General features: G+C 62.8%; 18 protein-coding genes. 9 read left to right on the top strand and 9 right to left on the bottom strand.

Features of this window, described 5'->3' with window-relative positions; translation table 11 throughout:
- Positions 1-68 precede the first annotated feature (68 nt).
- The 3 genes from BLJAPNOD_RS09050 (at position 69) to BLJAPNOD_RS09040 (ending at position 2561) form a co-directional block, all read left to right on the top strand.
- Positions 69-812, top strand: a complete 744-nt coding sequence (locus tag BLJAPNOD_RS09050) for a HugZ family protein (RefSeq protein WP_115419579.1) — start codon at positions 69-71, stop codon at positions 810-812.
- A 120-nt stretch (positions 813-932) separates the two neighbouring features.
- Positions 933-1277 (top strand): metalloregulator ArsR/SmtB family transcription factor, encoded by a 345-nt coding sequence (locus BLJAPNOD_RS09045; protein ID WP_077503388.1) that lies wholly within the window; start codon positions 933-935, stop codon positions 1275-1277.
- A 237-nt stretch (positions 1278-1514) separates the two neighbouring features.
- Positions 1515-2561, top strand: coding sequence for a Gfo/Idh/MocA family oxidoreductase (locus BLJAPNOD_RS09040; protein ID WP_115419578.1), 1047 nt, complete (start codon positions 1515-1517; stop codon positions 2559-2561).
- On the opposite strand, the gene BLJAPNOD_RS09035 is transcribed toward BLJAPNOD_RS09040, so the two are convergent.
- Positions 2556-3692: a Gfo/Idh/MocA family oxidoreductase gene (locus BLJAPNOD_RS09035; RefSeq protein ID WP_115419577.1), complete on the bottom strand. Its 1137-nt coding sequence runs from the start codon at positions 3690-3692 to the stop codon at positions 2556-2558. The genes BLJAPNOD_RS09040 and BLJAPNOD_RS09035 overlap by 6 nt on opposite strands.
- A 12-nt stretch (positions 3693-3704) precedes the next feature.
- Positions 3705-5963, bottom strand: a complete 2259-nt coding sequence (locus BLJAPNOD_RS09030; RefSeq protein WP_244610902.1) for a glycoside hydrolase family 9 protein — start codon at positions 5961-5963, stop codon at positions 3705-3707.
- 348 nt (positions 5964-6311) lie between these two features.
- Here BLJAPNOD_RS09030 and BLJAPNOD_RS09025 point away from each other — a divergent pair, with 348 nt between their 5' ends.
- Positions 6312-7640, top strand: coding sequence for an aspartate aminotransferase family protein (locus BLJAPNOD_RS09025; RefSeq protein WP_077503384.1), 1329 nt, complete (start codon positions 6312-6314; stop codon positions 7638-7640).
- Between the two features lie 88 nt (positions 7641-7728).
- The gene (gene ade / locus BLJAPNOD_RS09020) at positions 7729-9426 is read left to right on the top strand and encodes an adenine deaminase (RefSeq protein WP_115419575.1); all 1698 of its coding nucleotides are present in this window, start codon (positions 7729-7731) and stop codon (positions 9424-9426) included.
- A gap of 15 nt (positions 9427-9441) precedes the next feature.
- Here the strand turns inward: ade and aac(6') are convergent, their stop codons facing one another.
- Positions 9442-9906 carry an aminoglycoside 6'-N-acetyltransferase gene (aac(6'), locus tag BLJAPNOD_RS09015; RefSeq protein ID WP_115419574.1) on the bottom strand — a complete coding sequence of 155 codons (465 nt, stop codon included), beginning with the start codon at positions 9904-9906 and terminating at the stop codon, positions 9442-9444.
- Entirely contained in the window at positions 9906-11543 is a 1638-nt protein-coding gene (locus BLJAPNOD_RS09010) for an alpha-glucosidase family protein (protein ID WP_115419573.1), read from the bottom strand. The genes aac(6') and BLJAPNOD_RS09010 overlap by 1 nt, the downstream gene beginning before the upstream one ends.
- Positions 11544-11722: 179 nt before the next feature.
- On the opposite strand from BLJAPNOD_RS09010, the gene BLJAPNOD_RS09005 reads away from it, so the two are divergent.
- The 3 genes from BLJAPNOD_RS09005 to BLJAPNOD_RS08995 all read left to right on the top strand — a co-directional run bounded on the left by BLJAPNOD_RS09005 (position 11723) and on the right by BLJAPNOD_RS08995 (position 14213).
- Entirely contained in the window at positions 11723-12637 is a 915-nt protein-coding gene (locus tag BLJAPNOD_RS09005) for a sugar kinase (protein ID WP_115419572.1), read from the top strand.
- A gap of 126 nt (positions 12638-12763) precedes the next feature.
- Positions 12764-13309, top strand: a complete 546-nt coding sequence (locus BLJAPNOD_RS09000; RefSeq protein ID WP_199565918.1) for a YbhB/YbcL family Raf kinase inhibitor-like protein — start codon at positions 12764-12766, stop codon at positions 13307-13309.
- Between the two features lie 100 nt (positions 13310-13409).
- The gene (locus BLJAPNOD_RS08995) at positions 13410-14213 is read left to right on the top strand and encodes a helix-turn-helix transcriptional regulator (RefSeq protein ID WP_115419571.1); all 804 of its coding nucleotides are present in this window, start codon (positions 13410-13412) and stop codon (positions 14211-14213) included.
- 3 nt (positions 14214-14216) lie between these two features.
- On the opposite strand, the gene der is transcribed toward BLJAPNOD_RS08995, so the two are convergent.
- The 3 genes from der to BLJAPNOD_RS08980 all read right to left on the bottom strand — a co-directional run bounded on the left by der (position 14217) and on the right by BLJAPNOD_RS08980 (position 17114).
- On the bottom strand, positions 14217-15647 hold the full coding sequence (der, locus tag BLJAPNOD_RS08990) for a ribosome biogenesis GTPase Der (protein ID WP_115421212.1): 1431 nt from the start codon (positions 15645-15647) through the stop codon (positions 14217-14219).
- A gap of 117 nt (positions 15648-15764) precedes the next feature.
- Positions 15765-16433, bottom strand: a complete 669-nt coding sequence (locus tag BLJAPNOD_RS08985) for a tetratricopeptide repeat protein (RefSeq protein WP_115419570.1) — start codon at positions 16431-16433, stop codon at positions 15765-15767.
- 93 nt (positions 16434-16526) lie between these two features.
- A complete protein-coding gene (locus tag BLJAPNOD_RS08980; protein ID WP_115419569.1) occupies positions 16527-17114 on the bottom strand; it encodes an NnrU family protein in 588 nt (195 codons plus the stop codon).
- A gap of 132 nt (positions 17115-17246) precedes the next feature.
- On the opposite strand from BLJAPNOD_RS08980, the gene BLJAPNOD_RS08975 reads away from it, so the two are divergent.
- The gene (locus BLJAPNOD_RS08975; RefSeq protein ID WP_115419568.1) at positions 17247-18266 is read left to right on the top strand and encodes a polysaccharide deacetylase; all 1020 of its coding nucleotides are present in this window, start codon (positions 17247-17249) and stop codon (positions 18264-18266) included.
- A 21-nt stretch (positions 18267-18287) separates the two neighbouring features.
- Here BLJAPNOD_RS08975 and sbmA read toward each other — a convergent pair whose 3' ends face one another.
- Both sbmA and BLJAPNOD_RS08965 read right to left on the bottom strand, forming a co-directional pair.
- Positions 18288-19547: a peptide antibiotic transporter SbmA gene (sbmA, locus tag BLJAPNOD_RS08970; RefSeq protein ID WP_077503374.1), complete on the bottom strand. Its 1260-nt coding sequence runs from the start codon at positions 19545-19547 to the stop codon at positions 18288-18290.
- A 178-nt stretch (positions 19548-19725) separates the two neighbouring features.
- Entirely contained in the window at positions 19726-20925 is a 1200-nt protein-coding gene (locus BLJAPNOD_RS08965; RefSeq protein WP_199565917.1) for an MFS transporter, read from the bottom strand.
- Positions 20926-20990: the final 65 nt, after the last annotated feature.

Raw genomic sequence — 20990 nt, 5'->3', positions numbered from 1 at the left:
TAAAAGCCCGGACCCTGTTCCGGGCTTTTTCGTCTGGAACCGGACCGAAGATCAGGAAGGACCGAGGAATGACCGACAAGCCGAACGTATTGCGCGAAACCGATGACGAGGCGCGCAAGCTGGCACATACGCTTTTGCGCGGTGCGCGCAGCGGTTCGCTTGCGGCCATCGAGCCGGAGAGCGGCGGCTTCCCCTTCGTCAGTCGGGTTCTCGTCGGCATGGATGTCGACGGTGTGCCGCTGATCCTGATTTCCAAGCTGTCGACCCACACAAAGGCACTGCTCGTCGACACGCGCGCTTCGCTGCTGACGGGAGAACCGGGCAAGGGCGATCCCCTCGCCCATCCGAGACTCACGGTACAGTGCGAAGCCGAAGCGGTTGCACGCGATTCGGACGCTCATGCCCGCATCCGCGAGCGGTTTGTCCGTCGGCATCCCAAATCGAAGCTCTATGTCGACTTCCCCGACTTCGGTTTCTTCCGCCTCAACCCGTTACGCGCCAGCCTTAACGGTGGTTTTGGTCGCGCTTACGTGCTGACGGCAGAGGATCTGGTGATCGAATCACCGGCCACCGCATCGCTCGCCGCCATGGAAACCGGCGCAATCGAACATATGAACGCCGATCACGCCGACGCGGTCAGGTATTACGCTGAAAAACTCTGCAACGCCCCGGAAGGCGACTGGAAGGTCGTCGGCATCGACGCCGCCGGCCTGGATCTGGCCTATGGCGACCAGCTGAAGCGGCTCGAGTTTCCTGCGCCAATGCGGGACAGTTCGGAGTTACGGCCACTTTTGCGCGAACTTTACGGTTAAATCGCTCGCAAGCTACCCCCATTTCTTGCAGTAGGTAGTTGCCCTTTTATGCATCACGACTAATTATCGTCCTTCGTCAACCATAACTACGTGTGATGTAATTTTCGCATGGAGCACGCAATGCAGCCACTTTCGCCTGAAAAACATGATGAAGCCGAGATAGCAGCCGGCTTCCTCTCGGCCATGGCAAACCCTAAGCGCCTTCTCATCCTCGATTCCCTTGTCAAGGAAGAGATGGCAGTCGGCGCATTGGCCAATAAGGTGGGCTTGAGCCAGTCCGCTCTTTCCCAGCACCTGTCCAAACTGCGAGCCCAGAATCTGGTCAGCACTCGCCGTGACGCTCAGACGATCTACTATTCCAGCTCGTCCGACGCCGTCATGAGGATTTTGGGTACGCTCTCCGAGATCTACGGCGTCGACGCAAATGCCGTGGAAGAAAAGACATTGGTCCGCCGCTCGGCCTGACCTTCTCAGTCCGGAACAGGGATCATGCCCTGAAGTAGCCCCACACGAGCAATCGCGCGGGGCTTATTCTTTTCTGGAAGATCGGCAGACGGGGCAGGCCATTGCCCGGCCGAAGCGCTCCGCTGCCCAAGCAACCTCCATCCTGAAGGTTGCTTGGGGCTTGCCGCCGTTGTTTACGCGGCCTTGAGGTTTCGGGGTCAGGATGCGCCCGGGCGAAACAGCCGGGACATCGGGTTTATGAAGGATAAGGTCCGTTGGGGCATCGCCGGTACCGGCGTGATCGCAAACAGCTTCGCATCCGACATCCAGTTTGCCGGCAACGCCGTGCTGGCAGCGGTCTATTCCCGAAGCCAGGACAAGGCCGATGCCTTCGCCGAGCGTTTCGGCGGCATTGCCCGCCATTCCAGCATCGATGCCTTTGCTGCCGATCCTGAAATCGACGCGGTCTACGTTGCCTCGCCAAACGCCGTGCATCTGGAACACGCCATCGTCTTTCTTTCGGCGGATAAGGCCGTCCTGGTCGAAAAGCCGCTAACGACCTCGTTCGACGACGCGCGTTCGCTATCGGCGTTGGCCGCAGCCAAGGGCCTCTTTGCCATGGAGGGCCTGTGGACGTGCTTCCTGCCGGCGATCGCCAAGGCACGCGCACTGCTCGATGGAGAAGCCCTCGGGCGCATTCGGCATGTGACGGCGGAGCTGGCCTATGAAAAGCCGTTCGACCCCACTGACCGCTTTTTCGACGCCAGACTCGGCGGCGGGTCGCTGCTCGACCTCGGCATTTATCCGCTTTCGCTGTGCCTGAACCTTTTTGGGCGCCCGCATGCGATCGACGGCCGCTGGCAAAGCGCGCCCACGGGCGTCGACCTCTCGGCGGAAATGCGCCTCGCCTATGCCGGCTTCAATGCGCATCTTTCCTGCGGCTTTGACCGCGATGGAGACAACCGCTTCGTCATCGATGGCGATCGCGGCACACTCGTCATCGACGCGCCGTTTCTGAAGGCGAGCCGGCTGTTCCTCGCCAACAATGGCCTGGTGCGCAAAGCCATCGCACCGAGAGGCCGGGGTCTATGGGCAAAGACACTGACGCGGGTTGCCAGGCGCGTCGCCCTGCCCGGCCTTCAGCGTTTCGATCTGCCGTTCCCGGGCAACGGATTGCAATTCGAGATCGAGGCGGCAAGTGCTGCAATCCTGGAAGGCTGGCACGAACACATCCTGATGCCGACATCGCGCAGCATCCAGGCGATCGAAATCATCGAGACGATCCGCGCTTTGCCACCGTCATAGATCGCGTGGACGGTAGCCCTGGCGGCCGTTGTTGAGCGCAAGCACGATTTCGGTCAGGTGGCGCGCCGTGGCTCCGGAAAAGAACGGCGCCTCCTTACGCGCGATCGCCTCGGCCTGGGCTGCAATGCCGCTGACAAAATCGATCTTCGAGGGATAGGCGGGCAAGGCCGTGGCCTTGGCCCTGGCGGGATAGCGCACCCGATTGCCGGCGTAGAGCCGGAGAGGCAGCTTGCGGCCGAGCTTCCATTCGACCCAATCGAGAATGCGGTGCTGCAGCGAGCGCTTCGCACCGAAAGCTTCGAGATGGACGGGCGAGCGGTTGTCCCAGAGATCGCGCACGACGATGATGCCCTCGTCACCGATGATCGTCAGCGACCGGTCGCGCGGGGCCGCAAGCCCACAAGTCACCCGCGCCGTCACGCCCGAGCGGAAGGAAAGGCAGCCGACGGAGAAATCCGGACCGAGGTGCAACCGTTCCGTACCCGGTCCCTTGTCCGGAAAGGTCAGGGCCGAAACGGCGCTGACCTCGGCAACCGGGCCGAAGAGCGAAACGAGCCAGCTTGCGGCGTAACCGGCGTGTTCGAGCGTGCAGCCGACTTCGAATTCATGCACGCCCGGCCAGCGGGCGCCGGAGCGGCTGCGCCATTCCCGCCAGTTCGCCTTGAACACCGGACCATCTTCCATTTCCGCGTAGACGAGGCGCGGCGTGCCGATGGCACCAGCCGCCAGCAGCGAGACACAGAGCGTGTGCGCCTCGCTGAGCGCATTGGCCGGCGCACCGCCAAGCACCAGGGCCCGCTCTCGTGCGAGTTCCACGAGTTCGCTCGCCTCATCGACGTCCATGGCCAGCGGCTTTTCACAATAGACATGCTTGCCAGCGAGAAGTGCTGCGCGGTTTACCGTATAGTGGCTTTCCGGCGTCGTCAGATTGACGACGATCGCAACCGCCGGATCAGCCAGAACCGCCTCCAGCGTCGCGTAGCGGTTGACCTTCCAGTAACCGGCAAACTCGGTGAGGCGGGCTTCGTCCCGGTCCCATACACCGATGAGGCGCAACTGCGGGTGGTTTGCAAGCGTCGTCATGTAGTAGTCGGCAACAAAGCCGGTTCCGACAAAGGCTATCCCGGTCATCGCTGCAGCCCTCTAGCGTGCGTCGGCAAGGAACGACGCGACATAGACGAGCGGTGCGTTCCAGTTGATGGTGATCTCATTGGAGCCGTAAGCCTCGATATCGTCGACATAACAGGTTTGGGGCGCGCAGCCCTGCAGCCGCTGTTTGGCGATCGCGTCCACCGGAGTCGAATTCGGCCCTCCGGCAAGCGATCCGACCGGCGGACTGGGCAGGCTCGGGTCTACCTGATGCGCATACCAGCGGCTGTGCTGGTTCTGCGGCGAGCGCGCGCCGTAGCCGGTGATGTAGGACATCGCCAGAGCATTGCGGCCGAGAAGATAGTCCATGCTTTCACGCGCAGCACCGAGGAAGGCCTTGTCTCCAGAAAGGTCGAAGGCCGCCGACAGGACAATGATGTTCTGCAGAATCAGCTGGTTCGAACCCCAATCGTACTGGTGATTTCCAGGGCGATAGATCTGCCCAAACGGCTCGGCTGCCTGCAGCGGCAGGAAGGTCCTGGCCGCAGCCAGAACCGAGCGTCGCACCATGGCGAGATCGGCCTTGGGCAAGGCTTCACCGTAAAGCGCCAGCTGCAGCCGGGCGAAACCGGCAACATTGCGCCAGTGGAAGGCGCCGCTCGGCGGCAGCACATCGCCCGACCAGTGCGGCGATGCACGCAAGACGTCAAGATACTTCGCGTCTCCGGTTGTCAGGAAAAGCTCGGTCGCAGCCCAATAGAGTTCGTCGGAAACGTCGTCGTCGTCATAGTCGCCGCCGCCTGAATTCCCGTCCGATTTCGGCGCCAGCAGCACCGGATTGGCATTGGCCGCCACCCACGCCTTGCGCGCGGTCGTCAGCAGCTTTGCGGCAAATGTCGGGTTGTCCTTGGCAAACAGCCGCGAGGCCTGTGCGGCAACCGCTGCCACATCGAAGGTCGCAGCCGTCGAGGGTCGGTGTAGCGCCCGCAGCTTCGGATCCTCGCTCGGCAGCATCGGCGGCGACGTCCACTCGGTGTCATGGATCTTGTGATGAACCATCCCGGCCAGCGGTTCGCCATCCGGCACCATCATCGAAAGCAGGAACTGCAGCTCCCATCGCGCCTCGTCGAGCAGATCGGGAATGCCGTTGCCGTTCTCGGGAATGCGCGAAAGCCGATCGCCGAGTGCTGGCGATTTGGCGCCGCCAAAGGCACGGGCGCGCTCGAACGTCGCCAGCAGCTGCGCGGCCGAGATCGCGCCGTTGACCGCATACTTGCCGTGATCGCCGGCGTCGTACCAGCCGCCGGAAACGTCGAGACGATAGGTGCAGGACCAGTCGCCGTAGAGCGCTGTGGCTTCGTCGCCACTGAGGCAGCCGACCGATTTGTCCCCCTCGTTCGGCGCTGCGCCCACATGGCCTGCGGGCCGCGCATAGGCCTTGCCGGCGATATCGCCGCGGATCTGGATGCCGCTGCGCTGCGGGTAGAACCAGGAGAGCGCGTCAACGGTGAGGCGACCATAGAGATCGTCGGAGATCGAAAAGCGGTCGCTCGTCCAGTCGCCGGAGACCAGCCGGTAGCCATCGCCGGGCGCAGCATAGGCGGAAAAATCAGCCACATGCGTCCGCACCCCAGCCGATGGATCGAAACCGCGCGGCCGCGTCGTTCCCTCGCCAACGACCGCGTCGCCGGCGTCGACCAACTGAAAGGAAATCGCGTTGCGTGCGTCCGAGATCACCGTCGCCCGCTTCGGACCATCGGTGAAATAACCGAGCTGGTTGACCCGGATGGCCGGGCCCCTGTTCGCCCGGTTGGTGGCTGCGGGAGGTGCAGCAACCTCCACCAATGATACGTCGTCGATACAGAAGCGCGACGGCTTGTCGACACCGCCGAGCGGGAAGACCAGCTGAGCCTCCTCCTCGTCCGATGCCATGAAGTCCGCTGAAAATGACGTGCGCTCCGACGCGCCGCCGATGCTGAACTCGCTCTGCACCGTCCAGGGCTCGGCTGCGCGCTGGATGCGGGCCGGCACAGCGCGGGCAGCATCGACCATGGCCGACATTGACAGCCTGTAGTGAAGCCCCGGCTCGAGTTTCACACCGTTGACGCCGATGAGCCTGTCCCAGGTATCGCCGCCCGCCGAGACGTCGGCGCAGAGTTGCCCTGCGTCGCGGGTCAGTGCCACACCGTCACCGGCCCAGAAACTGTCCCCGCCATGCTCGAAACGGCCGTCGACGATCAGGTCGGCGCCTGCTGCCACACCGGGCAGAAACAGGACGACCATGGCCGCCTGCGCGATCCCCAACCTCGACACCGTCTCGCCACTCCGCTTCATTCGCCACCGGATCGCACCGTCCGGATGACGGTAAGAAGCACGAGCCATGGATCCGGCGATACACGGCGCGGTAGCGTTGACGCAAACAGGTTAAACTTGAGAAAACGTCCGCGCCTGCAACGAAAAATCCGCCGCACCGCTTCGAATGAACAGTCGATTTTTGCGGGAAATCACGCCCATGTATCCGATTGTGGCAAGCCCTGAACCCGCGCACGTGTCGGCGCTCCAGACTTGACCCGAACCGGCGCCCTGATAGTTTGACCAAAGGGTAAAAGAATCCGAGCGGGCACAACCGCCCGACACTGGACCATGCCGAGGAGAACTGGAATGTCGAACCGTCTGAATACCACGCCGAACGATCTGCGCGCCTTCTGGATGCCGTTTACCGCCAACCGGCAATTCAAGAAGGAGCCGCGCCTCTTCGTCGGCGCGAAGGACATGCACTACACGACCCATGACGGTCGCACGGTGCTTGACGGTACCGCAGGTCTCTGGTGCGTCAATGCCGGCCATTGTCGCCCGAAGATCACCGAGGCGATCCGCGAACAGGCGGGCGAGCTCGACTACGCGCCGGCCTTCCAGCTCGGCCATCCCAAGGCCTTCGAACTCGCCAATCGCCTGGTCGATATCGCACCTGAGGGCATGAACCACGTTCTCTACACCAATTCCGGCTCCGAATCGGTCGATACCGCTCTGAAAGTGGCGCTTGCCTATCACCGGGCCAAGGGCGACGGCTCGCGCTTCCGGCTGATCGGCCGCGAACGCGGCTATCACGGCGTCAATTTCGGCGGCATCTCGGTCGGCGGCATCGTCTCCAACCGCAAGATGTTCGGCACGCTTCTGACCGGCGTCGACCACATGCCGCACACCCACCTGCCGGCCCAGAACGCCTTTACCCGCGGCGAGCCCGAGCATGGCGGCGATCTGGCGACCGAGCTCGAGCGCATCGTCACCCTGCACGACGCCTCGACCATCGCCGCCGTCATCGTCGAGCCGGTCGCAGGCTCCACCGGCGTGCTGATCCCGCCGAAGGGCTACCTCCAGAAGCTGCGCGACATCTGCACCAAGCACGGCATCCTGTTGATCTTCGATGAAGTCATCACCGGCTTCGGCCGCCTCGGCACGCCGTTTGCCGCGCAGTATTTCGGCGTGACGCCCGACATCATCACCACCGCCAAGGGCCTCACCAACGGCGTGATCCCGATGGGTGCCGTGTTCGTGACCTCGGAAATTCACGACGCCTTCATGAACGGGCCGGAACACCTGATCGAGTTCTTCCACGGCTACACCTATTCCGGCAATCCGATCGCCTCGGCCGCAGCGCTCGGCACCCTCGACACCTACAAGGAAGAGGGCCTTCTGACCCGCGCCGCCGAGCTTGCCTCCTATTGGGAAGACGGCCTGCATTCCCTCAAGGACTGCCCCAACGTCATCGACATCCGCAATGTCGGCCTGATCGGCGCGATCGAGCTGCAGCCGATCGCCGGCGAGCCGACCAAGCGCGCCTTCAACGCCTTCCTGAAAGCCTATGAGAAGGGCCTGCTGATCCGCACCACCGGCGACATCATCGCGCTGTCGCCGCCGCTGATCATCTCCAAGGCGGAGATCGACGAGCTGTTCGACAAACTGCGCGACGTGCTCGTCAACAATATCTGATAGCGTCGTCCACCAGCGAATACGACCCTTTCCCCGGCAACGGGGAGAGGGTTATTCTTAACTACAGGCCGAAATGAGAGGTGCACGGATGGCAACAGCTTTGGAACGAATGATCGACCAGGGCGTCGGTCGCGAGCCGGCAGACACCGTGCTCAAGGGCGGGCACTTCTTCGATCTGGTGACGGGTGAGCTCGTCGCCTCTGACATCGCCATATCAGGCGGCCGTATCGTCGGCACCTATGGCGAGTACCAGGGACGCGAGGAGATCGATATCTCTGGCCGCATCGTCGTGCCCGGCTTCATCGACACGCACCTGCACATCGAATCCTCGCTCGTCACCCCGCACGAGTTCGATCGCTGCGTGCTGCCGCTCGGCATCACCACCGTCATCTGCGATCCGCACGAGATCGCCAACGTTCTCGGCACCGAGGGCATCCAGTTCTTTCTCGATTCCGCGCTCGAAACGATCATGGATATCCGCGTGCAGCTGTCATCCTGCGTGCCGGCGACGCATCTGGAGACGGCAGGTGCCGACTTACCCGTCGAACGGCTCCTGCCCTTCCGCGATCATCCGAAGGTGATCGGCCTTGCCGAGTTCATGAACTTCCCCGGCGTCATCCACAAGGATCCGGTTTGCCTCGCCAAGCTTGAAGCGTTCCAGGGTGGTCATATCGACGGCCACGCGCCGCTGCTCAGGGGCAAGGACCTCAACGGCTACCTCTCGACCGGCATCCGCACCGAGCATGAATGCACGACGGCCGAAGAGGCGATGGAGAAGATCCGCAAGGGCATGCACATCCTCGTGCGCGAAGGCTCCGTCTCCAAGGACCTGTACGCGCTGATGCCGATCATTACCGAACGGCTTTCGCCCTACCTGGCGCTCTGCACCGACGACCGCAATCCGCTCGATATCGCCGAGCAGGGTCACCTCGACCATATGATCCGCACCGCGATCGCAGCCGGCGTCGAGCCGCTGGCGATCTATCGCGCCGCCTCGATCTCGGCCGCCCGCGCCTTCGGCCTTCGCGACCGCGGCCTCGTCGCACCCGGCTGGCGCGCCGATCTCGTTGTGCTCGACAGCCTCGAAAGCTGCCGCGCGCAAATGGTGTTTTCCGGCGGCCGACGCGTGACCGACGCGCTGTTTGCCACCCGCAAGCCGGTTGCCCCCGTCGGGCTCGACAGCGTCAAGGCCGGCCATGTCAATGCCAGCGACTTCGGCGTGCCCTACTCCGACAGAGAGACGTCCGTCATCGGCGTCCTGCCGGGCAAGATCATCACCGAGCATCGTCGCTACAGGCTGCCAGCCGATGGCAACGAGACCGGCGTCGACCTCGGCCGCGATATCATCAAGGTGGCGGTGATCGAGCGGCACGGCGTCAACGGCAACCATGCCAACGGTTTCGTCCAGGGTTTTGGTCTGAAGAAGGGCGCAATCGCCTCCACGGTCGGCCATGACAGCCACAACATCTGCGTCGTCGGCGTCAACGTCGAGGACATGGCAACCGCCGCCAATCGGCTTGGTCAGATCAAAGGCGGCTTCGTCGTCGTCGAGGATGGCAAGGTCACCGGCGAGATCGCATTGCCGGTCGCCGGCCTGATGAGCCTCGAGCCGCACGAATCCGTGCGCGATACCCTGCATCACCTGCGCCAGGCGGCCTTTGCGCTGGGCGCGACCCTGGAAGAACCCTTCCTGCAGCTCGCGTTCCTGCCTCTGCCGGTGATCCCGCACCTGAAGATATCGGATCGCGGACTTGTCGACGTCGACAAGTTCATGCTGATCGGCTGAACCAGGCAGGGCCGCTCAGTTGTCGGCAGAGGAGCCGGAAAGCTCCTTGCGAAAATAGACCACGCGCTCGGTTTCCTCGAAGCCAAGCGCCATGTGCAGGCCATGGCTTTCAAGGTTGTCAATGTCAGTGTCCGACGCCAGCTCGCGGCAACCGTGGCTGGTCGCCCAGCGCTCTGCAGCCGTGATCAGTGCCCGCGCCACCCCATGGCGTCGGTAGCGCGGAAGCACGTAGATGCCTTCGAGAAAGGCGACGGGAGACGTCTCGCAGCCGTTGACGTAATCGGTACGCAGCGAGACCTCGGCAAAGCCTGCCGCGACACCGGCATCGTCCTCGCACAGAAACGCTGCCTGTCGCTCGGCCGCAGCCAGACAGCTGTCGATCTCGTCGCGGTGAACCGCGGCGGGCGTATCGGACCAGAGTGCAAGCCGCATCTCCAGCCAGCGTCCGACCATCTCCCCATCCATCAGCAACACGCGCATCAGAGTTTCCCGCAATAGGCGCTCAGACCATCGAGCTTCAGCACGCCGCCGGCAACCCGCGCAGATTGGCCGGGTAGCGGAAAGGTCTCCACCAACGCGTCAGAAACGAGGAATTCCTGCGGCTCGCGTGTCAGGTTGAAAACGAACAGCAGCCGTTCGCCATCCTTCTCACGCGTGAACGCCAGAAGGTCGCGGTTGCTTTCCAGGAATGACATGTCGCCATCGTGCAGGGCGGCGTGCGATCGACGAAAGGCGAGCATTGTTCGGTAGTGGTTGAGGACCGTCTCTGCGCGGCTCTCCTGCGTATCGACCGCCAGCCGCGCCTGCTCGGCCGGCACCGGCAGCCACGGTTTTCCGGTGGAGAACCCGGCATTCTGGGCGGCGGCCTCCCACACCATCGGCGTGCGGCAACCGTCCCGACCCTTGAACGACGGCCAGAAGCGGATGCCATAGGGATCGCGCAGATCTTCGAAGGCGATGTCGGCCTCAGGCAGTCCGAGCTCTTCGCCCTGATAGAGGCAGACCGAGCCGCGCAAGGTCGCCAGCAACGTCATCGCCAGCTTGGCGACGACATCCCGTTCCGCCTCGCTCTCAGCAAAGCGGCTGACATGGCGCGTGACGTCGTGGTTGGAAAAGGCCCAGCAGACCCAGCCGTCGGTGACGGCCTTCTGGAAATTGTCGACGCAGCGACGGATATGGCCGGCGGTGAAATCCGGGCCGAGCAGATCGAACGTGTAGCACATATGCAGCTTGTCGCCGCCGCTGGTATAGGCCGCCACCGTCTTCAAAGATCGCGCGCCATCTCCGACCTCCCCCACCGTCGTTCGGCCGCCATAGCCATCGAGCAACGCCCGGAACCGCTGGAGAAAGGCGATGTTCTCCGGCTGGCTCTTGTCGTAGAGATGATCCTGCATGCCGTAAGGGTTAACGTCGGGCGCATCATTGCTGGTCGCATCCGGATCCGGCACCAGTGGCGGATTGTCCCTGAGATGGCGGTCGTGGAAATAGAAGTTCACCGTATCCAGCCGGAAGCCATCGACGCCGCGGTCGAGCCAGAAGCGCGCGGCGTCTAGCACCGCATCCTGAACTTCAGGATTGTGGAAATTGAGATCCGGCTGCGAGGCCAGGAAGTTGTGCATGTAATACTGCTTGCGCACCCCGTCCCATTCCCAGGCCGGCCCGCCGAAGATCGAAAGCCAGTTGTTGGGCGCGGTGCCATCCGGCTTCGGATCGGCCCAGACATACCAGTCCGCTCTGGGGTTCTCGCGACTGGTGCGGCTTTCGATGAACCAGGGATGGCGGTCGGAGGAATGCGAAATCACCTGGTCGATGATCACCTTGAGGCCGAGGCGGTGCGCTTCCGCCAGCATCGCGTCGAAGTCGGCAAGCGTGCCGAACATCGGGTCGACGTCGCAATAATCCGAGACGTCATAGCCCATGTCCGCCTGCGGCGAGGTGAAGAACGGCGACAGCCAGATGGCGTCGACGCCGAGCGAAGCGATGTGGCTAAGCCGGCGCGTGACACCCTTCAGGTCACCGATGCCGTCGCCATCGGTATCCTGAAACGAGCGAGGATAGACCTGGTAGATCACCGCGCCGCGCCACCAATCGTCACCCGAAACCTGCTGAGACGCCATGCCCTGCCCCCGTGAAACCGATCTGTGCGCCAAGATGTAGCCTTGCCCGGCACGCGAGTAAACGCCGGACTGCGGGCGCAATGTCGCGCAATCGTGTAACATCGAAAAACAATCTCTTGCCGAGACCGGTCTGGAACCTTATCCCGTCAGCACGGGAAAAACCAAAGGGAGAGAAGACGTTGGCCGGAACGATGCTGTCGATCGGGGAGTGCATGGTCGAACTGATGCAGGCCGAGGGCGGCCTGCTGCGCAAGGGCTATGCCGGCGACACCTTCAATGCGGCCTACTATGCCCGCCTGTTCCTGCCGAGCGACTGGTCTGTCGCCTATTGCTCCGCGGTCGGCACCGACCCGGTTTCCGACGAAATGCTCGCCTTCATGGCAGAGAAGGGCATCGACACAGGCCCCGTCCGCAAGATCGAGGGCCGCACGCCTGGCCTCTACATGATCCATTTGAAGGACGGCGAGCGCAGCTTCTCCTATTGGCGCTCGGCGTCTGCAGCACGGCTGCTTGCCGATGATCCTGAGCATCTGCGCCGCGCGATCGAGGGTGCCGATCTCATCCTGTTTTCCGGCATTACCCTTGCGATCCTTTCACCCGACGCGGTGGAAACCCTGCTTGCCGAACTGCGCCGCGCAAAGGCCGCAGGCAAGCGCGTGGTCTTCGACCCCAATATCCGCCCTCGCCTCTGGGACGATGCCGAGCGCATGCGCCAGACCCTGACGGACGGCGCGCGCGCCGCCAGCCTGCTGATGCCGAGCTTCGATGATGAAGTCACGCATTTCGGCGACGGCTCGATCGCGGCGACGATCGCGCGCTACAAGGCGCTTGGCGTTGCCGACGTCGTCGTCAAGGACGGTGAAAAGGGCGTGACGCTGGCGTTCGAGGGATCAGGCGAAAGCCATGTCCCGGCAACGCCGGTCGCGCTCGTGGTCGACACCACGAGTGCCGGCGATAGCTTCAATGGCGCCTTCCTTTCCAGCCTCGTCGCAGGCGATACGCCGAGCGAGGCTGCAGCCTTTGCGGCTCGCATCGCTGCGGGCGTCATCGGCCATCACGGTGCGCTCGTCGACAAAGCCAAGCTCGTCGGCTGACGCTCCACTTCAGCTTTCCGCCGCCGTCGAGATTGATCGCTTCGGAGCCAAGTTTGATCCGTTTGGCGCCGAACGGATCCCTGTTTGCGCTAGCTTTCCTGCATCCACATGAAGGAGATGCAGGGAATGAACCGTTTTCACAATCTGGTGGTTGCCGCCTCGATGCTCATCGCCAGCGCGGCCCAGGCTGCCGATTTCACCGTGACAAGTCCTGACTTTGCCGAGGGCAAGGTGCAACAGGCGCAGTTTGCCGCCAATATGGGCTGCACCGGCAAGGATCTGTCGCCGGCAATTTCCTGGGCCAACGCGCCTGAGGGCACCAAGAGCTTTGCCGTCACCCTTTACGACAAGGATGCGCCGACCGGTTCCGGCTGGTGGCATTGGGTGGCGATAGACATCCCGGCCAACGTCACCGCGCTCGATGGCGGCGCCGGCAGCGACATCTCGAAAATGCCGGCCGGCGCGGTGACCATCGCCAATGACGCCGGTCAGCGCGGCTTTGGCGGCGCCTGCCCGCCCGACGGCGAGGTCCATGACTACACCATCACCGTCAAGGCGCTGAGCGTCGACAAGCTGCCCGTGCCGCCCGGCGCATCGCCCGCACTGGTCGGTTTCGTCAGCAACATGAACACGCTTGCCTCAGCAACGGTGTCCGCCAAAGGCAGCCGCTAACCGGACCCATCCTCGAACGTCGAACGCCGCTCGGCTTGCCCGCAGCGGCGCTTCCGCGTTACGACCGTTGTCCGGATCGCTTGCCGAGGAATGAAGCCGCGTGAACCACAAGATCTCCGTTCGGCCAGGCGCTGGCGCCGCGGCACAAATCGTTCAGTACAACCGGCTGCGCTATTCAAACATCCTGATCGAGCAGCCGGTCGTCATCGTCGTCGAGCGCGGCACGAAGATCCTGCGCCAGGGCGATTTCGAATGCGTGATCGCGCCCGGCGAAGCGGTTGCCCTTCAGCAGGGCCAGGTGTTCGATGTGGTCAACGTGGCCGAGAAGGACGACACTTATCTCGCCCGATGGATCGCCTTCGATCCGGAGCTCATCGCGGCCTTCCATCCAACGAAGAATGTCGGCGCACCGATCGAGAAGGCGCATCTCCTCACTGGTCTGCAGCCGGCCTTTGTCGACGCCTTCGACGCAGCGACAAGGGTCGTCGCCGAGCCCGATGGCATCCCCCTACCTGTCGCCCGACACCGGATCGGCGAGTTGCTCGTCTGGCTGAATATCTTGGGTTGCTTCTTCCGTCCGGTCAATACCACAAGCTTTGCCCAAAGGGCCCGGCAGAACCTCATCGGCGATCCGGGCACACCATGGACGGGCAGCGGCCTTGGCAAGCGGCTCGGCGTCAGCGAGGCGACCTTGCGCCGCAAGCTCTCCGCCGAAGGCTGGTCGTTTCAACAGCTATTGACCGACGTGCGCATGTCCGCGGCGATGCAGATGCTGCAGTCATCGGATGTGCCCGTGCTGCACATCGCCCAGCAGGTCGGATACGAATCGCAGTCGCGTTTCGCCGCCCGCTTCCGCCAACGCTTCGGCTTTCCGCCGAGCGCGATCAGAGGCCACAGGCGCTGACGCTTAGCGCTTCTTGCGCTTGTTCTCGAAGGGGTTCTCCGAGGCGCGATAATGGATGCGGATCGGCACGCCCGGCAGATCGAAATCGTTGCGCAAACCATTGATCAGGTAACGGGTATAGGATTCCGGCAGCGCGTCGGGACGCGTGCACGAAATCATGAAGCCCGGCGGGCGAGCCTTCACCTGCGTCATGTATTTCAGCTTCAACCGGCGGCCGGAGACGGCCGGTGGCGGATGCTGCACCTGCTGGGAATCGAGCCAGCGGTTGAGGCGCGCCGTCGAGATGCGACGGTTCCAGGTCTTGTCCGTATCGATGATCGCCTGCATCAGGCGGTCGAGGCCGTACCCCGTATGACCGGAAATCGGTATCGCACGAATGCCGCGCGCCTGCGGCAGCAGCCGCTCGGTCTTTTCGCGAAGATCGGCAAGCACCGCCTGCCAATCTTCCACCAGATCCCATTTGTTGAAGGCGATCACGGCGGCCCGGCCTTCGCGAATGATCAGATCGACGATCTGCAGGTCCTGCTTTTCGAACGGAATGGTCGCGTCGAAGACGATGACAACCGTTTCGGCAAAGCGGATGGCGCGCAGCGCATCGGCAACCGAGAGCTTTTCAAGCTTCTCCTGCACTTTGGCCTTGCGGCGCATGCCGGCGGTGTCGAACATCTTGATGGTACGACCGCGCCAGTCCCATTCAACCGAGATCGAGTCACGGGTGATGCCGGCTTCCGGACCGGTCAAAAGCCGGTCTTCGCCGAGGAAGCGGTTGATCAGCGTGGACTTGCCGGCATTCGGTCGGCCGACGATCGCCACGCGCAGCGGCTTGGTCTCGTCATAGACTGGCTCGGCCTCGTCTTCCTCTTCCCCCGCCTCACCGTTGGTCGGGCGCAGGTCGATGTCGGTCTCGGCGACGTCGTCTTCCGGCGGATAGGCCCGCTCCTCGCCGATCGCAGCGACGATCGCGTCGCGCAGATCGAGCATGCCCTGGCCATGCTCGGCCGAAATCGGGCACGGATCGCCGAGCCCGAGGGTGAAAGCGTCATAGAAGCCGCCGTCGGAACCACGGGCTTCCGACTTGTTGGCAACCAGCACGACCGGCTTGCCGCGCCGGCGCAGCATCTCGGCCAGCGTCTCGTCGGCGGGCGTCAGGCCCGCCTTGGCATCGACCACGAACAGCGACAGATCGGCCTCGTCGATCGCGGCTTCCGTCTGCGCCCACATGCGGCCCTGAAGGCTATCGGGCGCCGACTGTTCGAGACCGGCGGTATCGATGATGCGGAAGCGCAGGTCGATGAGCTTGGCATCTCCAGGGCGGCGGTCGCGGGTCACACCCGGCGTATCGTCGACGAGCGCCAGCTTCTTGCCAACCAGACGATTGAACAAGGTGGACTTGCCGACATTGGGGCGCCCGACGATGGCGACGGTGAAACTCATGAACGTATCCGTTTCCGACTGAAAGCGCTGCATGTCCTCAAGACATACAGCGCTCCAACACTTTGAAAATCAACATATCCTTTCCAGAGACCGGACCCGGTCTCCAGGGATATGCGCTTAGGCTTTGCCGCTCGCGGCAATGACGTCGAGCAGCATCTGCGCCCGGCCTGCTACATTGCGCGGGCTCTGGGCGTCATCGACGATCTGTTGGAACCAGCTCTTCGCCTTGGCGATATCACCGGCCTTGTAGGCAGCAAGGCCAAGCGCCTCGCGGGCCGAGTGCCGCATGTTGTTCTGTCGCACGGCGAGCTGTTCCACTTCGGCCGAAACCTGATCATAGGTGCCGGCATCGACCAGCAGGTAGGCTGCACGCAGACGGGCGGCATCACGAAGCGCCTCGGGCAGGCTGGTATCCTTGCCGATGTCCGAGAACGCCTTGACGGCGGCATCGGTCTCGCCCTTTTCAGCCTGCAGCGTCGCTGCACGAAGACGGGCAAGCACCGGGTAGGCGCCGTAGCCATCCTTCTGCAGCGTGTCGAGAGCGGCAAGCGCCTCGTCAGCCTTGTTCTCCTTGGCAAGGTTCAATGCCTGGAGGAATTCGTCGCCAGACTTCGAGGACGCGCCATCGCGCCAGTAGTCGTAGCCGACCTTGCCGACAGTCCCCAGCACGATGAGCACGGCAATTGCCACGATGACGCTGCCGAAACGGGCCCAGATGTTCTTCATCTGATCCGAACGCAGTTCTTCATTCACCTCGCGGATAAAGCTGTCGTCTTGGTTCGCCATCGATTGCCCCGGCCTCTCGGCCTTCCCTGCACGCTATTAGGATTTTGCGCCTTCTACCCGATTTTGCGGCAGTTGTAAGGGGGCGCGCGTTATTTAGCCGACAACCATCGGAGAAACACCGATCACCAGTTCGTGCAGTTTCCAGACAATCGCTCCGTAAAGGACAGCGCCAAGCACCACCGCAATGAGGTCGTAACGATAGGAAACGAAGGCCGGATAGGTGATTTCGCCGGCGCGCCAACGCTTCTTCATCGAGATGCGCAGGATCACCGCCCAGATGAGAAACGTGCCGAAGAGCAGCACAGACGACGTTTCGCCATTGGCAAGCAGGTGGGCGAGCGCCCAGATCTTGATGGCGAGGATGGCGGGATGTTTGGTGGCCGTCCTGATCTTGCCCGCGGGCAGATAGGCGGCGACGAGACAGATGCTGGCGATCAGCATCAAGGTCAGCGCGATATGCGCGAGGAACGTCGGAGACGTGTAGAGCATGCCGGTGGTGGCGCGTGCCTGGTCGAAGCCGTAGGCGATCAGACCGAGGCCGAGCAAAGCGCAGATGCCGTGGATCGCATGCCATGCGCCGGTGCCGCTGCGCGCGATTACCGATGCACGCAAGCCGGGCGCAAAACTGCGAACGAGATGGATGCCCAGGAAGATCACGATACCCAATATCAGCAGCGCCATGTCGTCACCCGTCCTTCATTGTTGCTCTGTCGGCTATCGACATAGCCGGAGTGCACAGAAATTTCCAGACAGATCAAAGGATTGCCGCATTCCTGGATAAAGGGACGGCATACGCAAATCGTCGCAGATATCATGATCCGAACATTCATTGCCCTTTCCGTAGCCCTTGTCCCTGCCCTCGCCGCGGCCGGAGAACCCATGCACGACGCAGCCGCGCCGGCTGTTCCTGCCAAGGAAAAGCAGCTCGTTATCGTCTCTTTCGATGGGGCGCATGACAACGCGCTGTGGGAAAAGAGCCTGGCGATGGCCAAGCGCACCAATGCGCGTTTCACCTATTTCCTCTCCTGCACCTTCCTGATGACGCGCGCCGACGGCAAAGAGATCTACAAGCCGCCGGGGATGAAACCTGGCCGCTCCAATGTCGGCTTTGCCCAGAGCCGTGAGGAAATCGCCACCCGCGCCGGCCACATATGGCAGGCCCACCTCGACGGCCACGACATCGCCAGCCACGCCTGCGGCCATTTCGACGGCAAGGACTGGACGAAGGCCGACTGGCAGAGCGAATTTGCGACCTTCGATGTGGCTTTGCGCGATGCCTGGAAGAAAGCGGATAAGCCGGATGCAGAGCCGCAGGGCTGGGCGGAATTCGCCCGCGCCGGCATCAAGGGTTTCCGCGCACCCTATCTTTCGCTGAGCGACGGCCTGCTGCCGGCGCTGAAAGCCGCCGGCTTCACCTATGACGCAAGCCTGGTGACCAAGGGACCGGGCTGGCCGATGGAAAAGGACGGCCTGCCGCGCTTTGGCCTGCCGCTGATCCCCGAAGGACCGTCCAAGCGTCCGGTGATCGGCATGGACTACAACCTGTTCGTCCGCCATTCCATGGGCGTGGAAAACAAGAAGGACAGCGCCCTCTTCGAAGCGCGCACCTATGAAGCCTACCGGAAAGCCTTCGACAAGGAATATGCTGGCGACCGCGTCCCGCTGCAGCTCGGCTTCCATTTCGTCGAAATGAACGGCGGCGCCTATTGGCGCGCGCTCGACCGGCTCTTGACCGAGGTCTGCGGAAAGCCCGATGTCGCCTGTGTCAGCTACGCTGAGGCGCTGCCGATGATCGACCAGGCAAAAAAGAAGGCGGATCGCTCCGCCTTCTGATTGGTTTTCATCCGGCCTCGGTCAGGCCAGCTCTTCTTCGCCACCAACCGCGATGAACTTCTGCTCGATTTCCGGCAGCGGTTCGTCGTCGATTGCCGCTTCGAAGGCGCGCAGACGCTTGTAGATCGACAAAAGCTCGACAATCGTCGGCCAGGACGAAACCAGATACTGGAACGACGACGTCACCTGCCCGAAGGCACCCGAAATCTGGTTCAACGCACCAAGCGTGATCTTGCCGGCGATGATCGACGGCGCCAGGATCAGCAGCGAGAAGATGCCGTTGATCTGCAGATAGAAAATGCGGGCGATGTTGAAGTAGAGGTAGTGGAAGTAGAGCCGGAAATAGTTCCGGCGAACGTTTTCGAAGAGATCAGCGACCGTCGGCGGCTGGGCGCGATCGGCATGGTCCTCACCATAAACCAGTTCCTTGCGGTAGGCCGCTTCCACACGCTGGTTGCGGAATTCGAGGCCCGGCAGCTTGATGCCGACGAGCGCCAGGAACACCGTGCCGAACAGCGACCAAGCCACGGCAGCCGTAACGAGCGGATACGGGATGGCACCGACAATCGGCAGTTCGGTGACGTTGGCCGAGAGCCGGAGCAAGACAGGCGTAAACGCAATCAGCGTCATCACGCTGTCGATCAGGCTGACGCCGAGGCCCTCCACCGTCGTGGAAAAGCGCATCGTATCTTCCTGCACGCGCTGCGAAGAACCTTCGATATGACGCAGCTTGCCCCAGTGGGCCATGTAGTATTGGTTCATCGCCGTGCGCCAGCGGAAGATATAGTGGCTGACGAAGAAGCGGGTCATGACCGCCACCGCGACCGCGACCATGGCGATGCCGAGGAAGACGGCGATTTCCCCATAGAACTCCGCCGCGGTCACCACCTTCGTCTTCGAGACAATTGCCTGGATCAGATCCCAGAACGGCCCGTACCAGTTGTTGATCGCGACGCTCACCTGCACCTGAAAATAGGTAACGAACAGAATGAGCGCCGATCCGAGGATCGACCAGTTCTGCCAAGGGTGTGGCGAGTAGACGTACCAGAACGCTGCGAACAATCCGACGACCAGCCCGAAATAGAGGTAGAACCAGAGGAAGGCGGGCGACCAGAAAGCAGAAATGCCGGTAATCGGCGGTGCATCCGCTGGCAAAGGCGGCATTCCGAAGACGGCGCCCAACTGTTCGCCCCCGCCATACCAGAAGGCAATAGCGACAAGCGACCAGACGACAAACGAAATGAAAAAGAGCTTCGGCTTCGGAAAGAAGGATAGGAACAAAGTACGGCACTCTCGTTTCGGGGGAGGAGAACAACTCGCCTCCCGAAGCGCCGAAACTAGGGCAAAGCGCCATTTTCAACAATCCGGTAATATGAACCTTACTGTTATTTCATGATGCCGGAAGGGGATGCCCCGCGGCATTCAGCCGTCGTCTCTGGGCTGTCATCAAGGTGGCGCTTCAGCGCGGCAAGGCCGCTGAAATTCGCCTCAACTCCACCATGATGATGCCGCCGCAGACGAACAGCACTGCAGCCGCAATCAGGGTCGGCGCTGCAAAGCTGCCGGTGCGCTGCGCAAGCCAGCCGGCGACGACAGGGCCGATGATCTGGCCGATGCCGAAGGCGGCCGTCATCAAGGCGAGCGCCTTGCGCGGGCTTTCCGGCGCCAGATGCCGGCCGATCTGCAGGCCATAAGCGGTGATCATCATGAAGGTGGCACCCAGCATCAGGCCGCCGGCAAGCGGCGCATAGGGCAGTGGCAGGCTGACGGTGAGCACAAGACCCGCTGCCTCGACCAGAAGGCCGATCGCGTAGACGCCGGCAAGGCCGAAGCGCGGCACGGCAAAGCGCCAGAGATAGACCGACAGGGCCGCACTCAGGCCCGTCAGCAGCCAGGCGAGGAACTCGATGCCGTGGCCGCCGCTCGCATCGCGGGCCATGGCAACGAGGAATGTCGCGGTAATCACGTAACCGAAGCCGAACAGCCCATAGGTCAGCGTGACCACCGTCAGGGGTCGCGTCCAGATGAGCGGCTTTTCGCGCACGGCGCCGTTGCCCGAAGCGGCTCCGGCCGGCAGCAGGAGGGCGACGACGATCGTGCCGGCGAGGCCGACAAGAGCGCCGGTGAACCAGTCGGCCTGAGACGCCGAAAGCCCGGCAACGCCGACAAGAGGGGCCAACCAGACGCAGAGCGAGGAGAAGGCGATGCCGAGCCCGACGCCGCCGAAATGCACCGCCGGCACGTTTGCAGACCGCGCCAGCAGCCCGTGGCCGAGCACGATGCCGGAGATGAAGATCATCGAGAAGGCACTGGCAAGGCCGGCGAGGAAACGGACGAGGCTCAGCACGAAGACCGAAGAGGAAAGCCCCATCGCCGCGAGCAGCAGCGTGGTTGCCGCAAGCGAGAAGAGCCCGATCCTGCGCTCATGCCCATGCGCCCAGCCGTAGGCGCCAAGCACGGCGCCGGCGAGGTAGCCGACGAAATTCGCCGAGGCGATGACACCGGCATCGGCCGGCGTCAGGCCGAGGTCCGCCATCATCGCCGGCAGGATCGGCGTATAGGAGAAGCGGCCGAAGCCCATGGCCACCGCCATGGCGATGGCGCCGGCGGCAGCGGTAGAGGCAAGGCTTTCATGATGTGGTCGGTCGATCGTGGTCATAGCAGTTTATTGCACTGCAAAACGGCCACCACAAATCACTATAATTGAATGTCCTATTGAAGGAA

The sequence above is a fragment of the Ensifer sp. M14 genome (genome assembly GCF_003355565.1).
Taxonomy (GTDB): Bacteria; Pseudomonadota; Alphaproteobacteria; order Rhizobiales; family Rhizobiaceae; genus Ensifer.
The sequence above is the reverse complement of the archived record's forward strand: the minus strand, read 5'-3'. Positions and strand labels throughout refer to the sequence as shown.

Coding starts and splice junctions, on each gene's coding strand:
- BLJAPNOD_RS09050 (WP_115419579.1), top strand. CDS start 69: ATGACCGACAAGCCGAACGTATTGCGCGAAACCGATGACGAGGCGCGC.
- BLJAPNOD_RS09000 (WP_199565918.1), top strand. CDS start 12,764: ATGAACCGTTTTCACAATCTGGTGGTTGCCGCCTCGATGCTCATCGCC.
- BLJAPNOD_RS09010 (WP_115419573.1), bottom strand. CDS start 11,543: ATGGCGTCTCAGCAGGTTTCGGGTGACGATTGGTGGCGCGGCGCGGTG.
- BLJAPNOD_RS08965 (WP_199565917.1), bottom strand. CDS start 20,925: ATGACCACGATCGACCGACCACATCATGAAAGCCTTGCCTCTACCGCT.
- BLJAPNOD_RS08980 (WP_115419569.1), bottom strand. CDS start 17,114: ATGGCGCTGCTGATATTGGGTATCGTGATCTTCCTGGGCATCCATCTC.
- BLJAPNOD_RS09035 (WP_115419577.1), bottom strand. CDS start 3,692: ATGACCGGGATAGCCTTTGTCGGAACCGGCTTTGTTGCCGACTACTAC.
- der (WP_115421212.1), bottom strand. CDS start 15,647: ATGAGTTTCACCGTCGCCATCGTCGGGCGCCCCAATGTCGGCAAGTCC.
- BLJAPNOD_RS09040 (WP_115419578.1), top strand. CDS start 1,515: ATGAAGGATAAGGTCCGTTGGGGCATCGCCGGTACCGGCGTGATCGCA.
- ade (WP_115419575.1), top strand. CDS start 7,729: ATGGCAACAGCTTTGGAACGAATGATCGACCAGGGCGTCGGTCGCGAG.
- BLJAPNOD_RS08975 (WP_115419568.1), top strand. CDS start 17,247: ATGATCCGAACATTCATTGCCCTTTCCGTAGCCCTTGTCCCTGCCCTC.
- BLJAPNOD_RS09045 (WP_077503388.1), top strand. CDS start 933: ATGCAGCCACTTTCGCCTGAAAAACATGATGAAGCCGAGATAGCAGCC.
- BLJAPNOD_RS09025 (WP_077503384.1), top strand. CDS start 6,312: ATGTCGAACCGTCTGAATACCACGCCGAACGATCTGCGCGCCTTCTGG.
- BLJAPNOD_RS08985 (WP_115419570.1), bottom strand. CDS start 16,433: ATGGCGAACCAAGACGACAGCTTTATCCGCGAGGTGAATGAAGAACTG.